At 65.9% G+C, this 14901-nt stretch carries 15 protein-coding genes; 12 read left to right on the top strand and 3 right to left on the bottom strand.

Annotation, left to right across the window (positions count from 1 at the left end; translation table 11 throughout):
* Positions 1-147: 147 nt before the first annotated feature.
* From HELO_RS11290 to HELO_RS11255, 8 genes are all read left to right on the top strand, one after another.
* Positions 148-900, top strand: a complete 753-nt coding sequence (locus HELO_RS11290; RefSeq protein WP_013332799.1) for an electron transfer flavoprotein subunit beta/FixA family protein — start codon at positions 148-150, stop codon at positions 898-900.
* The gene (locus HELO_RS11285) at positions 897-1823 is read left to right on the top strand and encodes an electron transfer flavoprotein subunit alpha/FixB family protein (RefSeq protein ID WP_013332798.1); all 927 of its coding nucleotides are present in this window, start codon (positions 897-899) and stop codon (positions 1821-1823) included. The genes HELO_RS11290 and HELO_RS11285 overlap by 4 nt, the downstream gene beginning before the upstream one ends.
* A 168-nt stretch (positions 1824-1991) precedes the next feature.
* The gene (locus HELO_RS11280; RefSeq protein WP_013332797.1) at positions 1992-2759 is read left to right on the top strand and encodes a DUF3450 domain-containing protein; all 768 of its coding nucleotides are present in this window, start codon (positions 1992-1994) and stop codon (positions 2757-2759) included.
* Positions 2756-4144, top strand: a complete 1389-nt coding sequence (locus HELO_RS11275) for a MotA/TolQ/ExbB proton channel family protein (RefSeq protein ID WP_013332796.1) — start codon at positions 2756-2758, stop codon at positions 4142-4144. Before HELO_RS11280 ends, HELO_RS11275 begins: the two co-directional genes overlap by 4 nt.
* Positions 4125-4661, top strand: a complete 537-nt coding sequence (locus HELO_RS11270; protein ID WP_013332795.1) for a MotA/TolQ/ExbB proton channel family protein — start codon at positions 4125-4127, stop codon at positions 4659-4661. The genes HELO_RS11275 and HELO_RS11270 overlap by 20 nt, the downstream gene beginning before the upstream one ends.
* On the top strand, positions 4654-5058 hold the full coding sequence (locus tag HELO_RS11265; RefSeq protein ID WP_013332794.1) for an ExbD/TolR family protein: 405 nt from the start codon (positions 4654-4656) through the stop codon (positions 5056-5058). The genes HELO_RS11270 and HELO_RS11265 overlap by 8 nt, the downstream gene beginning before the upstream one ends.
* Positions 5058-5849: an energy transducer TonB gene (locus HELO_RS11260; RefSeq protein ID WP_013332793.1), complete on the top strand. Its 792-nt coding sequence runs from the start codon at positions 5058-5060 to the stop codon at positions 5847-5849. The genes HELO_RS11265 and HELO_RS11260 overlap by 1 nt, the downstream gene beginning before the upstream one ends.
* Before the next feature lie 4 nt (positions 5850-5853).
* A complete protein-coding gene (locus HELO_RS11255) occupies positions 5854-6987 on the top strand; it encodes a tetratricopeptide repeat protein (protein ID WP_013332792.1) in 1134 nt (377 codons plus the stop codon).
* 47 nt (positions 6988-7034) lie between these two features.
* Here HELO_RS11255 and xthA read toward each other — a convergent pair whose 3' ends face one another.
* Together xthA and HELO_RS11245 are read right to left on the bottom strand one after the other, a co-directional pair.
* Positions 7035-7868, bottom strand: a complete 834-nt coding sequence (gene xthA, locus HELO_RS11250) for an exodeoxyribonuclease III (RefSeq protein WP_013332791.1) — start codon at positions 7866-7868, stop codon at positions 7035-7037.
* Between the two features lie 2 nt (positions 7869-7870).
* The gene (locus HELO_RS11245; RefSeq protein ID WP_013332790.1) at positions 7871-8119 is read right to left on the bottom strand and encodes a hypothetical protein; all 249 of its coding nucleotides are present in this window, start codon (positions 8117-8119) and stop codon (positions 7871-7873) included.
* A gap of 148 nt (positions 8120-8267) precedes the next feature.
* On the opposite strand from HELO_RS11245, the gene rhlB reads away from it, so the two are divergent.
* From rhlB to HELO_RS11230, 3 genes are all read left to right on the top strand, one after another.
* The gene (rhlB, locus tag HELO_RS11240; RefSeq protein WP_041602102.1) at positions 8268-9542 is read left to right on the top strand and encodes an ATP-dependent RNA helicase RhlB; all 1275 of its coding nucleotides are present in this window, start codon (positions 8268-8270) and stop codon (positions 9540-9542) included.
* A 206-nt stretch (positions 9543-9748) separates the two neighbouring features.
* Entirely contained in the window at positions 9749-11890 is a 2142-nt protein-coding gene (gene dinG, locus HELO_RS11235) for an ATP-dependent DNA helicase DinG (protein WP_013332788.1), read from the top strand.
* Positions 11891-11926: 36 nt separating this feature from the next.
* On the top strand, positions 11927-12775 hold the full coding sequence (locus tag HELO_RS11230; RefSeq protein WP_013332787.1) for an Nmad3 family putative nucleotide modification protein: 849 nt from the start codon (positions 11927-11929) through the stop codon (positions 12773-12775).
* Positions 12776-12839: 64 nt separating this feature from the next.
* On the opposite strand, the gene HELO_RS11225 is transcribed toward HELO_RS11230, so the two are convergent.
* On the bottom strand, positions 12840-13919 hold the full coding sequence (locus HELO_RS11225) for a 3-deoxy-7-phosphoheptulonate synthase (protein WP_013332786.1): 1080 nt from the start codon (positions 13917-13919) through the stop codon (positions 12840-12842).
* Positions 13920-14246: 327 nt separating this feature from the next.
* On the opposite strand from HELO_RS11225, the gene rpoE reads away from it, so the two are divergent.
* Positions 14247-14855: an RNA polymerase sigma factor RpoE gene (gene rpoE, locus HELO_RS11220; RefSeq protein ID WP_013332785.1), complete on the top strand. Its 609-nt coding sequence runs from the start codon at positions 14247-14249 to the stop codon at positions 14853-14855.
* The last annotated feature ends 46 nt before the right edge of the window (positions 14856-14901 follow it).

Raw genomic sequence — 14901 nt, 5'->3', positions numbered from 1 at the left:
CCGGGGCTGTGGCACATTGAAAAGGTTTTTTCGGCGCAGCGCCTATCAAACGCTCGCATGAAACATCTAAAAGCATGCCGATCGGTTCTAAGGGGCGTTTCGCCTTCTTCATAACCCGGTTCCGAGACTGAACCAAGCGAGGACAATATGAAGGTACTCGTCGCGGTCAAACGCGTCATCGACTACAACGTCAAGATCCGGGTCAAGCCGGATAACTCCGACGTTGACCTCACCAACGTCAAGATGGCCATGAACCCCTTCTGCGAGATCGCCGTGGAAGAGGCCGTGCGCCTGAAGGAGGCCGGTACGGCCACCGAGGTGGTCGCGGTCACCGTCGGTCCCAAGGCCGCCCAGGAGCAGTTGCGTACCGCCCTGGCGCTGGGGGCCGACCGCGCCATCCACGTGCAGACCGACGAGCGTGTCGAGTCGCTGGGCGCGGCCAAGGTGCTGGCCAAGGTGGTCGAGGAGGAGCAGCCGGAGCTGGTGATTCTCGGCAAGCAGGCCATCGACAGCGACAACAACCAGACCGGCCAGATGTTGGCCGCCCTGACCGGGCGAGCCCAGGGGACCTTCGCTTCAGAGGTCGCGGTCGAGGACGGCAAGCTCAAGGTCACCCGCGAGATCGACGGCGGCCTGCAGACTCTCTCGCTGGCCCTGCCGGCCGTTGTCACCACCGACCTGCGCCTCAACGAGCCGCGCTACGCCAAGCTGCCCGACATCATGAAGGCCAAGAAGAAGCCGCTGGACACCAAGACGCCGGAAGAACTGGGCGTCGAGGTCGCCGGCAAGCTCAAGCTGGTCGGGGTCGAGCCGCCGGCCGAGCGCCAGGGCGGCGTCAAGGTGGGCTCCGTGGATGAGCTCGTGGACAAACTCAAGAACGAAGCCAAGGTGATCTCATGAGCATTCTGGTACTCGCCGAACATCACGACGGCCAGCTGGCCGAGACCACGGCCCATGTGGTGGCCGCGGCCCAGGCCATCGGCGGTGACATCGACGTACTGGTGGCCGGGGAAAACGTCGGCACCATCGCCGAGGCGGCGGCCAAGCTCGAGGGCGTCGCCAGGGTGCGCGTGGCCGATCACGCGGTCTACGCCCACCAACTGGCCGAGCCGCTGGGCGAGCTGCTGGTGTCGCTGGCGGATGACTACAGCCATGTGCTGGCGGCGGCCTCGACCACCGGCAAGAACGTCATGCCGCGTCTCGCCGCGCTGAAGGACGTCTCGCAGATCTCCGAGATCATTGCCGTGGAGAGTGCCGACACCTTCAAGCGACCGATCTACGCCGGCAATGCCATCGCCACCGTGCAGAGCGAGGATGCCCTGAAGGTTATCACCGTGCGGGGTACCGCCTTCGACGCGGTCGGCGCCAGCGGCAGCGCGACCATCGAAGCCGTCGACACCGTGGTCGACAACGCCTTGTCGTCCTTCGTCGGCGAGGAACTGGCCCAGAGTGACCGTCCCGAACTGGGCGCGGCCAAGGTGGTCATCTCCGGTGGCCGCGGCATGGGCAACGGCGAGAACTTCAAGCTGCTCGACGGTATCGCCGACAAGCTCGGCGCGGCCATCGGCGCCTCTCGCGCGGCGGTGGATGCCGGTTTCGTGCCCAACGACATGCAGGTCGGCCAGACCGGCAAGATCGTCGCCCCGGAGCTCTACATCGCCGTGGGCATCAGCGGTGCCATCCAGCACCTGGCGGGCATGAAGGACTCCAAGGTGATCGTGGCGATCAACAAGGACGAGGAAGCGCCGATCTTCCAGGTGGCTGACTACGGTCTTGTGGCTGACCTCTTCGACGCCTTGCCCGAGCTGGAGCAGAAGCTGTAAGGCACTCTCAGGCACGCGATAGTTACCAGCCGCTGCTGGTTCAACGGCCGGCCTTCCCATCGGGGAGGCCGGTTTTTTCATGGTATCGCCACAACGGTCGAGGTATTGATAATAATTCTTGTTTGAAGTAATGTGCCAGGCGTTCAGTGCACCTTCCGGGAGACGAGCGTGCCGTATAGGAAACCATGGATTCGCTGGGGAGTGGCGGGGCTCGCCCTGACCCTGGCGGCTTCGGCGTCGGCCCAGTCGTCGCTTCGCGACGAGGCGCTAGACGCCCAACGTACCCAGGCCGAGTTGCAGGAGCGCATCGACAATGCCGACGAGGCGGTCCGCGAGCAACTGCGCGAACTTCGTCAGGCGCGGGAAGAGACTCGTCGCCTGCGGGCCTACAACGAGGAGCTGGCGCCGGTCGTGGAACGCCAGGCTGCGACCCTCGAGGAGCGCCGGTCCGGCGTCGAATCGCTGGCCGAGACCCGCGAAGCCTTGCCCGGGATGATGCGCGAGATGGTCGAGCGCCTGCGGGCCTGGGTCGAGCACGACATGCCGTTTCTGCGCGACGAGCGCCTGGCCCGGGTGGCCTCGCTCGAGTCCACGCTGTCGGCGGCGGACCTGAGCAGCGCCGAGAAACTGGAGCGGGTGCTGGCGGCATGGCGCGCCGAGCTCGACTATGGTCGCGAACTGGATGCCTGGCGCGGCGAGCTGCCGGGCGACACGCCCCGGGAAGTGAACTTCCTGCGTATCGGGCGGATCGGCTGGTATTACCTGACGCCGGATGGCCATCAGGGCGGGGTCTGGAAGGCCGAGGCCGGTGAATGGCAATCCCTCGACGAGTCGGCCCTGGCGGAAATCCGCAAGGGGCTGCGCATCGTACGCGAGCAGCGAGCCCCGGCGATGCTCGATCTGCCCGTTTCCCAGCCTGTGGAGGATGCCTCATGATCGGTCGTCACTCCGTGCTCCGCATTCTGGCCATTGTCGCCTTGGCGGCCTTGCCGTCGGGGGTTGCTCTGGCGCAGTCCAGCGAGGATCCATTGCAGACCTTCCAGGCCGAGCGCGAAGCGGCCGAGGCGCGCGACCGAGCGCGCCTCGCCGAGCTGGTGGATGATCGCCAGGCGCTCGAGTCCGCTTTGCAGGAAGCGCGTTCCGATCTCGAGGCAGCTCGCGAACGGCGTCAGGAGCTGGAGGCGCAACAGCAGTCGCAAAAAGCCGAGCTTCAGGAACTGGCCACCCAGATCGATGAGCAGGGCGGCGATCTCGGTCCGGTGTTCGATGCGGTGGCGAGCGTGAGCGGCGAGCTGCGCGACGATCTTGGTCAGAGCTGGCTGACGCTGGGCGCCGAGGCGGCGTTGCCACCGCGCCTGGACAGCGACGGGGTACTGCGCCCCGGCCAGGTCGAGACCCTGGCGGATAGCCTGATGGGCATGACCCGCGAGACGTCCCGGATCGTGAACCTGACCGCGCCCGTGGCCGGGCAGGATGGCCAGCGCAGCGAGCGGTCGGTGACGAGGGTCGGCGACCTGCTGGCCTTCAGCGACGGTCAACTGCTGCAGCGGACCGGCGACGAAGGAAATCTGTCGGTACTCGACCATACGCCTGGCGCGGTCAGTGATCGTCTGAACGCTTTCCAGGCCGGGCAGGGCGATGTGATCTCCCTGGATCCCACCGACGGCCAGGTGCTCGAGGCTATGGCTCAGCAGCCGAGCCTGCTGGAACGCTTCCAGCAAGGTGGCGCTGTGGGCTATGTAGTCGTGGTGCTCGGTGTGCTCGGCCTGCTGGTGGCGTTGTTCCAGTACCTCTACCTGCTGCGCGTCACGGTTACCCTCAAGCGCCAGCTCGGCGACCTGGAGCAGTTGCGCGAAGACAATCCGCTCGGGCGGGTTCTCAAGCGCTTCCATGCCCTCGGCAGCGGACATGCCCCCGAGGCGCTGGAGGCACGGCTCGACGAGGCCATGCTCGCCGAGCAACCGCGTCTCGAGCGGGGCCAGTCACTGGTCAAGATGCTGGCGGCGGTGGCGCCACTGCTCGGTCTGCTGGGCACCGTGACCGGCATGATCGTGACCTTCCAGTCGATCACCGTGTTCGGCACTGGCGACCCGCAGTTGATGGCCGGCGGCATCAGCCAGGCCCTGGTGACCACGGTGCTGGGCCTTATCACCGCCGTGCCCTTGCTGTTCGCCCATACCGCATTGAGCAGCCGTAGCCGTGCGTTGATCGGCACCATGGAAGGGCGCGCCAGCGCGGTGCTCGCGGATCGTCTGGAGGCCGACCAGGCTGCGGCCTCCGCCACTGCGGCAACGAAGCGACATGCCGATGCCCTGGCTTGATCCCCTCGTTCGGCTGATCGATGCCGGTGGCCCGGTCCTGGTGGTCATTGCCGGGGTCGCCATGCTGCTGTTCTCGGTGGCGCTCGAGCGCTGGTGGTTCTTTCGCTTCCAGTATCGCCCGGCGCGCCGAGAGTTGGTGGAACGCTGGGTGACGCGACGCGATCGCGTCAGCTGGAGCGCCATGACCCTGCGCGAGGTCTGGGTGCGCGAGTTGATCGCCTCGCTGCGCGGGCCCTTGCCCTGGCTCAAGCTCCTGGTGGTCATTTGCCCGCTGCTTGGCCTGCTGGGCACCGTGACCGGCATGATCACGGTCTTCGACAGCCTGTCGATCAGCGAGGTCAATCAGGCCCGGGCCATGGCCGATGGCGTGGCGCGCGCCACACTGCCCACCCTGAGCGGGATGGCGGTGTCGGTGGTGGGCCTGCTCTTCATCACACGCCTGGAACACATCATCCGGCGCGAGGACCAGCGGTTGCACGATCGTCTCGCCCGCGCCGCGGAGGACGCACATGCGTAGACGTCGACTCGGTACCGTTGACGAGTCCAGCGAGGTCAATCTGACGCCGATGCTGGATGTGGTGTTCATCATGCTGATCTTCTTCATCGTCACCACCAGCTTCATCAAGGAAAGCGGCGTCGAGATCGAGCGCCCCGAATCGAGCGCGGCCACGCCGCGTCCCGATGCTCAGGTCCTGGTGGCGATCACCCCGGAGGGGGCCGTCTGGGTCGACGGCGAGCCCGTGGATATCCATCGGGTCGGCCCCAAGGTGGCCGGCATGGTCAGCGACGAGGGCTCGGTGGTGATCCAGGCCGATCGTGAGGCCACCACCGGCGTGCTGATCGAGGTCATGGACCGCCTGCGCGAGGCCGATGTCGAACAGGTCGCGGTGGCGGCGCAGCGGAGCGGCGCCTGATGCTGCGTGGTCCTTTTTCCCTGGTCGCCGGCGCGGCCCTGGCGCTGGTGCTCTTCATGCTGTTGGCGCTGCTGGTGGTGCCGCCGGAGGCCGAACCCGAGCAGCGCCTGGAAACCATGACCATGAACATGGCCGAGGCGCCGACCGAAGAAGCCGAGCCGAATCCGGCCCCTGCCGCCAATGCACCGGCTCCGCCACCGCCGGCGGCAGCAACGCCACCCCAGCCGGCGCCTGCACCCAGTATCAGCAGCGATATCGCCTTGCCGGAACCCGAACTACCGCCGATGGAGGCTCCCGAGGTGCCGCTGGACGAGTCGCTGCCGGAACTGCAGGAGACACCACCCGAGCCTCAGCCGGAGCCCGAGCCGAAACCCGAACCAGAACCTGAGCCGACCCCGCAGCCCGAACCGGCTCCCGAGCCTTCGCCGGAACCGACCTCCGAGCCGGCGGCCGCCAGCACCGCAGCGGTGCCCAGCGAGTCGGCAAGCGCAGCGTCGGCCCCGGCCGCCACGCAGGAGCCCGTGGATGTGGGAACGTCGGCCCAGGCGACGCGGCGGGGCAAGCCGACGTATCCGCCGCGGGCCCAGCGCCGGGGCATCGAGGGGCATGTCGTGGTGCAGTTCATCATTCGCCCCGATGGCAGCGTGGACCCTGGCAGTGTCGAAGTGCTGGAGGCGAATCCGCCCAGGGTGTTCGAGCGTGCCGCCAGACAGTCGATCGTCGAATGGCAGTTTCAGCAGGCCGACCAGCGTCGGCGGGCCCGTCAGCGTTTCGAGTTCAACTTGAGGTAGTCGCATGCGTCATGCCCCCTATGCTTGCATCCTGATCGCCGGCGCCTGCTTGTTTGCGTCGTCGGCCTGGGCGGCGCCGACGCTGTCCGGTGGCATCATCGATGACCTCAAGGCTCTCGAGGCTCGCCTCAAGTCCGGCGAGCATGCGGCCGTCGAGGCGGAGGCGACCCGTCAGGCCGAGCGGCTCGCGGGCGGTAATGCCTCGGATCGCTGGGCACGAGCGCTGTATCTGCAGCTCGCCGCCAATGCCGAGGTGCGCCGTGGCAATGTGCAGGCGGCTGTCGAGCATCTGGCGACCGCCCGTGGCATCCGCGGCGTTGAGCCTGCTCAGGCGGATCGCTGGCTGAGGCAGGAGGCAGGGCTGCGCGCCCGCCTCGGCGACACGGAGCGGGCCAGGGAACTGTTGGGTGACTGGCTCGAGCGCCACGATGGCGACGCCGATGCGCATTGGCTGATGGCACAGCTTCAGGCCGAGTCTTCCCGCTGGGAGCAGGCCGCCGATTGGGCGCAGCGCGCCCTGGCAGGCGATGCGTCAGCCTCGCAGCAGCGCCTGGGGCTGGCGGCCACGGCCTTGCAGCGTGCCGGTCGGCAGGAAGAAGCGCTGGCGGTGCTGGAGCGTCAACTGGCGGGTGCCGAGGACGATCCTCAGGCCTGGCGCCGTGCAGCGGGGCTGGCGCAGCGCATGGGCGATCCGGGCCGTGCGGCGGCGTTGTGGGAGACGGCCTGGCGGCGCGGTGTTCTCAGCGGCTCAGACGATCTGATGCAGCGTATTCGGCTGCATCTGGCGGCGGGCACGCCGGCTCGGGCAGCGGAGATCCTGAGTCGCGCGCTGGAAGAGGGCAGCCTGGACGATTCCCTGGAAAATCGCCGCCTGCTGGCCGAGGCCTGGCAGGCGGCTCGGGATCATGACCGAGCGCTGAGCGCCTGGCGCGAGGTCGCCGAGCGGAGCGATACCGCCGAGGACTGGCTGCGGCTGGGGCAATTGGCCTCCGGCTGGGACCGTCTGGAGCTGGCCCGGGAAGCCCTGAAGCGTGCCCGTCAGGGCGGTGCAACGGAAGCGAGCGACTGGCTGGCGTCATTGCCCGAGAACGAAGACGAAGCGCTGGACGGGCAGGCGAGCGCAGAAGCGGATGGTTGAGCGCCTGCGCTCACTCGGCTATTGCCCCGACCCGAATGCTTGCCGGGTCAAGCGTTCAGATCGAACTCCGTCCACACCGGCGCATGATCCGACGGCTTCTCCATGCCGCGCAGGTCATAGTCGATCCCGGCATCGGCGATATGCGTCGCCAGGGGCGCGGTGGTCAGGATGTAGTCGATCCGCAGGCCGCGCTTGGGGTCGCGGTCGAAGCCCTTCGAGCGATAATCGAACCAGCTGAAGCGGTCGTCGACCTCGGGGTAGCGGTCCCGGTAACTGTCCGAGAGGCCCCAGGCCTTGATGGCGTCCAGCCATTCGCGTTCTTCAGGCTGGAAGCTGGTCTTGCCCTCGCGCAGCCAGCGCTTGCGGTTGGATTCGCCGATGCCGATGTCGATGTCCGCAGGCGAGATATTGAAGTCGCCCATGATCGCCAGGCGTTCGTCCGGGCGATGCTGTTCCTTCAGCAATGAGCTGAGCTGGGCATAGAAGCGCCGCTTGTGCGGAAACTTCACCGGATGCTCGATGTTCTCGCCCTGGGGAAAGTAGCCATTCCAGACCGTCAACGGCTCGCCGTCGGCACCACGCAGGCGCACGCCGATGAGGCGGCGCTGGGCGTCGTCCTCGTCATCGGGAAAGCCGCGCTGGACGAGCTCGGGCTCCGGGCACTGCTCGCGGCAGCACATCAGGGCCACGCCATAGTGGCCTTTCTGGCCGTGGTAATAGACACGATAGCCCAATGCCTCCACCGCCTCGGCCGGGAACTCGCTGTCCTGGACCTTGGTTTCCTGAAGGCCGATCACCGCCGGTCGATGACGCTCGACCAGGGCCTCGAGCTGGTGCAGGCGGGCCCGAATACCGTTGATGTTGAATGACACCAGGCGCATCGTCAGTCGTCCTTGTCGTGGGAATTGTCTTGGGAGTTGTCCGGATGGATGTCGATCGGCTGGCCGCTCTCCTGGCGCGCCTGCTTGCGGGCGGCCTGCAGCTTGCGTTGCTGGCGTTTCTTCTGGGTGAATCGCCGTGACGGGCCGACCTGGTCGGGGTTGTCGTGACGCCACTGCTTGTAGTCCTTGCGCCGTCCTGTACGGATCGTCACCTTGTCGGAAAGCGAGCGGGTCTTCTTTCGGCGTGTCATGACGCATGGCTCCTTGGATAATGTCGCCATTCTAGCAGGCCCGGACGCACCATCGACAGCGAGGGGTGCGCCCTTGAGGCGTGAGAACTGGTACAATGGCCGTTTGTGTCACGCATCCATCCACAACACGGACGAGACAGCACAGCCTATGAGCGAGTCGGAACAGACCACAGCACCGGCCCAGAACCGCAAGCCCAAGCGTCGCCGCCGCAAGCCGCGTCGCCGCCAGTCGAACTGGGATCTCCGTCAGTTCCAGGTGCCCGCGGTGGCGGGCAAGTGGCGCTTTCACGACTTCGATCTGCCGCTGCCGCTGATGCGGGCCATCCATGCCCAGGGGTTCGAGTACTGCACGCCGATCCAGGCCGAGGCATTGACCCATACCCTGCTCGGCGGCGATGTGGTGGGCAAGGCCCAGACGGGAACCGGCAAGACGGCTGCCTTTTTGATCTCCATCCTGGCCTACTTCCTGGAGGAAGAAGCGCCCGATGGTCAGAAGCCCGGTGCACCTCGCGCACTGATCGTCGCGCCGACCCGCGAGCTGGCGCTGCAGATCGAGAAGGATGCCAAGGCACTGGCACGCTTCACCAATCTCAATGTTGCCAGCGTCGTTGGCGGCATGGATTACCAGAAGCAGCGCGACGGCCTGGGCAAGAAGCTGGACCTGCTGGTTGCCACGCCCGGCCGGTTGCTGGATTTCCATCAGAAGCGCGACGTCGATCTCACCCAGGTCGAGGTGCTGGTGCTCGACGAGGCGGATCGCATGCTGTCGATGGGCTTCATCCCCGACGTCAAGCGCATCATCCGCCATACGCCGAAGAAGGAAGAACGCCAGACCTTCCTGTTCTCGGCGACCTTCACCGACGACATTCTCAACCTGGCCGGGCAGTGGACCCATGAGCCGGCCCATGTGGATATCGAGGTGACCGTCGACAACGCTGCCGACATCGACCAGCGCGTCTATCTGGTCAGTGATGACGACAAGGAGCGCTTGCTGGTCAAGTTGCTGCAGCAGGAAAGCTTCGATCGGGTGATGGTGTTCGGCAATCGTCGCGACCTGGTGCGCAAGCTCGATGGCCTGCTGCGCAAGGCGGACATCAATGTCGCCATGTTGTCCGGCGATGTGCCCCAGAACCAGCGTATCCGTACCCTCGAGCAGTTCCGTGAAGGCGAGATCCAGGTGCTGGTGGCCACCGATGTGGCCGGGCGTGGTATCCATATCGAGGATGTCAGCCACGTGATCAACTACACCCTGCCCGAGGATCCGGAGGACTATGTCCATCGTATCGGCCGTACCGGCCGGGCCGGCGCCAAGGGTGTGTCGATCAGTTTCGTGGGCGAGGAAGATGCCTTCTCGCTGCCGGAAATCGAGCGCTTCATCAACGACAAGCTGCCCTGCGAGCACCCGCCGGAAGGACTGCTCTGATTCAGCTGTAAGCGATAAGCTGTAAGCCTTAAGTAAAATCAAAATCCATGCCGCCCGAGAGGGCGGCAGCAGTATCAGGGCTTATAGCTGCGAGCAGGTTTTCTACTTGGTACGTTTTGGTACTGCCGGTCTCAGGTTACCGCACTCCCCGTGTGGTGGGTTTTCTCTTACAGCTTACGGCTTAAAGCTTAAAGCTTGGGTGCATCATGCTTGACGAGGTCCTGAAGGACGAGATACAGACCGCCTATCGCCGCGTGCTCGAGGGCCTCGAACTCACGCCGCGCTACGGGCAGCGGCTGATGATCGCCGAGATCGCCCGCACCCTGGCCGGCATCGAGACCGATGACGCCGGGCGGCGTACCAGCGATGAGCATGTCTGCGTGCTCGAGGCCGGCACCGGTACCGGCAAGACCCTGGCTTATCTGCTGGCGGCCTTGCCGGTGGCCAAGGCTCGGGGCAAGCGTCTGGTGGTGGCCACCGCGACCGTGGCGCTCCAGGAGCAGGTGCTGCACCAGGACCTGCCGGCACTCAAGGCGCACAGCGGCCTGGCCTTCGACTACGCCCTGGCCAAGGGGCGCGGGCGTTACGTCTGCGTGGCGCGGCTCGACCAGGCCATGGAAGGCGGTGAGGACAATCCCGCCCTGTCGCTGTTCGAGCAGTCGCTGGACAGCGGCGGCGATGACTTCCAGAAGCTGGTGCAGTCCCTCGGCGAGGCCTACGGCAACGGCCGCTGGCAGGGAGACCGCGACAGCTGGCCGGAGGCCATCGACGACGCCCACTGGCGCAAGCTCACCGTCGATCATCGCCAGTGCACCAATCGGCGCTGCGGGCACTTCGGCGCCTGCGCTTTCTTCCGCGCGCGCCGCGATCTGGACAGCGCCGATATCATCGTCGCCAACCACGATCTGGTGCTGGCCGATCTCGCCCTGGGCGGCGGCGTGGTCCTGCCGGATCCCGGCGACTGCCTCTACGTCTTCGACGAGGGGCATCACCTGCCGGACAAGGCGATCAACCACTTCACCCATCGCTTCGCCGTGGGCGGCGGGTTGCGCTGGTTGAGTACCCTCAAGAAATCGCTCTCGGAGCTGAACCAGCAACTCGGCGTGCAGCCGACGCTCGCGCGGCTGTTATCCGGTCTGCCCCAGGCCATCGAGGCGCTCGAGCCGCGCCTCGGCGAGGCCTTCTCGCTGGGCCATCAACTGGCCGGTCGACCGGAGGGGCTCGGCGAGGCCGAGGAGGGCGCTCAGCATCGTTTCGAGATGGGCCGTGTACCCGATGCCCTGCGCGAAACGTCCGGCGCCCTGGTGACGATCTTTGCCGAGCTGTCGCGCACGCTGGAATCGATGAGCGATATCCTGCGCGAGAGCCTGGATCCCGAGAAATCCACCGGCCTGCCCCGCGAGCAGGCCGAACCCTGGCTGCCGCTGGTGGCGCTGCTGCATGGCCGCGCGCTGGAGGCCCACGCCCTGTGGCTCGCCTTCGCCGAATCGGATTCCGCGGACGAGCCGCCCCGGGCGCGCTGGCTGACCCTGGAGCGCTTCGGTGGCGAGCCGGAACTGACCTTTGCGGCCAGTCCGGTCTCCGCCGCGCACACCCTGGCCAAGTCGCTCTGGGGACGTTGTCACGGGGCCGTGGTGACCTCCGCGACCTTGACGGCGCTGGGGCGGTTCGAGCGCCTCCAGGAGCGCGCCGGACTGGCCAATCGCTACCGCTATCAGCGCCTGCCGAGCCCCTTCGACTATTCCCGCGCGGTGCTCAGTGTGCCGCGCGAGGCGGTGGATCCCGCCGACCGGGAAGGGCACGAACGCGCCATCGTCGAGTTCGTCGAGGCACTCGACGACAAGGAAGCCGTGCTGATGCTGTTTTCCTCCCGGGCCCAGTTGCGCGGGGTGGAGCGGGCCCTCAGCCGTGAGCGTCGCGACAGGGTGCTGGCCCAGGATCGACTGCCCAAGCGCGAACTGGTGGAACGGCATCGCGAGCGAGTCGACAAGGGCGAGGGCAGTATCCTGTTCGGGCTGGCGAGCTTCGCTGAGGGTATCGACCTGCCGGGGGAGTACCTGACTCATGTGGTCATCACCCGGCTGCCCTTCGCCGTGCCCGACGACCCGGTGGGGGCGACGCTGGCCGAGTGGATCGAGAGCCAGGGCGGCAACCCCTTCATGCGCATCAGCGTGCCGGATGCGTCGATCAAGCTGGTGCAGGCCTGTGGCCGGCTGATCCGCAAGGAGGCCGATGTCGGCCGTATCACCCTGCTCGACCGGCGGGTCCTGACCCGACGTTACGGCCGGGCTCTGCTCGATGCGTTGCCGCCGTTCACGCGCGAGATCGATGGCCTGGTGCAGGACTGACGCGACTGCCGTGCTCGCAATGAAGCGGGATGCCGCATGAAACTGATTCTGAGCCGCAAGGGATTCGACTCCTCCGCCGGTGGGGTGCCAAGCCCGATATTGCCCGATGGCCGCCTGGTCGTCCTGCCCATTCCGGATGCCCGCTCCACCATTCCGTACTCAGCCATCTCCCATGCCGGGGAGCCGCTGGGGCCGCTCGTCTCCGACCTCACGCGAGGGCGAATCGCGGCGGATGCGAGGGCCCACCTGGATCCCGACCTGACCAAGGAAAGCCTGCCGCGCCAGCCCGGTTGGCGCCCCGTGTTCGGGCAGATGGGCCAGGCCCTCGGCCACTTGCGCAACCAGGGCGTCGGGCCGGGGGATCTGTTTCTGTTCTTCGGGCTTTTCCGGCGTGTCGAGCGGGTCGCGGAACGCTGGCGCTGGGTCAGCGATGCCGCTCCCTGTCATGTGTTGTGGGGCTGGATGCAGGTGTCGGAAGTCCTGTCGCTGGGCGAGGAGCTGCCGTCGGCGTACTCATGGACCGGTTATCATCCGCATTGCCAGCGGCTCGGCGAGGCCGGCAATGCCTTGTATATCGCGCGCCGTCGCCTGCAACTGGCAGAGAGCGGGGACGACCTGCCCGGGGCGGGGATCTTTTCGCACTATGCCGCGCAGCGCCGGCTGACGGCGGCGAATGCGGCCCGGGTTTCCGACTGGGAGTTGCCGGCCTGGTGGTATCCCGGTGATGGGCGTGCCCCCTTGAGTTACCACGGCGATCCGAAGCGCTGGCGCCGCTCGGGAGGGCAGACCGCGTTGCGTGCCGTAGCGCGGGGGCAGGAGTTCGTGCTGGATACCGAGCAGTATCCCGAGGCGTTGCCCTGGGCGCGTGAACTGATACGGAATTGAGCTGGGGTGGGAATGGCGGCAGCCGCTCGCCCCGGCGGAATCATGGGGCGAGCGGAACGCGACGTCAGGCGCCGTCGCGACGCGAAGCCAGGGTGGCCGTCAGTTTCTCGTTCATTTCCTTGAAGGACTTCTCGGTGGTTTCCCAGTCGATGCAGGCATCGGTGATGGAGACGCCGTAGGCGAGCTGGTCGATGTCCTCGGGAATCTTCTGGTTGCCCCAGTTGATGTTCGATTCGACCATCAGGCCGATGATGGAGCGATTGCCCTCGAGCAACTGGTTGGTGACGTTCTCCAGCACCAGCGGCTGCAGACCGGGGTCCTTGTTGGAGTTGGCGTGGGAACAGTCGATCATGATATTGGGCGTGACGCCGGCCTTGCGCAGTTCCTGCTCGGCGAGCGCCACGCTGACGCTGTCATAGTTGGGCTTGCCGTTGCCGCCCCGCAGCACGACATGGCCGTAAGCATTGCCGCGAGTGCGGATGATCGCTACCTTGCCGGTCTGGTCGATGCCGAGGAAGTTGTGGGGATGGGCCACCGACTGCAAGGCATTGACGGCTACGTCGAGGCTGCCATCGGTGCCGTTCTTGAAGCCCACCGGGCAGGAGAGGCCGGAGGCCATTTCACGGTGGGTCTGGGATTCGGTGGTGCGAGCGCCGATCGCCGACCAGCTGATGCAATCCTGCAGGTACTGGGGCGAGATCGGATCCAGGGCCTCGGTGGCCAGCGGCAGGCCCAGTTCGGCGAGGTCCACCAGCAAGCGGCGGGCGGTGTGCAGGCCCTGCTCGATCTCGAAGGAACCATTGAGGTGCGGATCGTTGATCAGGCCTTTCCAGCCCACCGTGGTACGGGGCTTCTCGAAGTAGACGCGCATCACGATATACAGGCTGTCCTGGACTTCATCGGCCAGCTTGCGCAGGCGACGGGCATAGTCCATGGCGGCATCCACATCGTGGATCGAGCAGGGGCCGACCACCATCAGCAGCCGTGGATCCCGGCCTTCCAGGATGTTCTGGATGGTCTCGCGTCCCTCGATCACCGTGCGTTCTGCCCGCTCGCTCAGGGGAATGTCCCGTTTGAGTTCCACGGGGGTGATGAGCACGTCCTCGCCAAGGACGTTGAGGTTGTTGACCTGTCGTTCGGACATGTTGCTACCTGTATCGTGTCAGCGCTGATGGAAAAACGAGGCTTTTCATGATGAATGGCGCCTACTATCGCCCGCGAGTCGTGTAAATTCAATCGTCTGGGAACCGTGACGCTTATCGGTTGTCAGACCGCCGGCAGGGCGGTTCGGGGCCGCCGGCTTGATGGATGCCCGAGAAACAGGAACACTTGAGCACTTCTTTCACGGGCGCACAATGACATTGTACCCAGCGGCCAGGGCTTCAGGTTGACATTTATGCAAGCGACACCCGTTTCATTGCGACGCCGCGATCCGGCGTCTCGCCACGCTCCCACCCCGGGGAGGTCTTGAATGGGGACGACTCGGGAGACCGATCAGCAACTCGTCGAGCGTGCCCAGAAGGGGGATACCCGGGCCTTCGATTTGCTGGTCAAGAAATACCAGCACAAGATCATTGGGTTGATTGGCCGCTATGTGCACGATCATGCCGAGGTTCAGGATGTGGCTCAGGAAGCCTTCATCAAGGCCTACCGGGCACTGGGCAAGTTCCGGGCCGAGAGCGCCTTTTATACCTGGATGTATCGGATCGCCATCAATACCGCCAAGAATCATCTGGTGTCCAAGGGGCGACGCCCACCGGGCAGCGACATGGATATCGTGGATGCCGAGGTCGTCGACCACAGCGGTCGATTGGCCGACATCGAGACGCCGGAGGCATCCATCGCTCGCGACCAGCTTCAAGCGGCCGTGTTCGAGGCCATCGAGGGCCTGCCGGAAGACCTGCGCACGGCGATCACGCTGCGCGAACTCGATGGGCTCTCCTATGAGGATATCGCCAATATCATGGAGTGTCCGGTCGGCACGGTTCGTTCGCGGATATTCCGTGCGCGCGAGGCCGTGGATCAGCATATCCGACCGTTGGTCACGACGTCCCGCAACCAGGAGACGATGACCGAATGAGGCGAATTTGCATGGTTTTTGTCGATTGGCTGAACTGTCACGCCGT

This window comes from Halomonas elongata DSM 2581 (genome assembly GCF_000196875.2).
Lineage (GTDB): Bacteria > Pseudomonadota > Gammaproteobacteria > Pseudomonadales > Halomonadaceae > Halomonas > Halomonas elongata.
The sequence above is the reverse complement of the archived record's forward strand: the minus strand, read 5'-3'. Positions and strand labels throughout refer to the sequence as shown.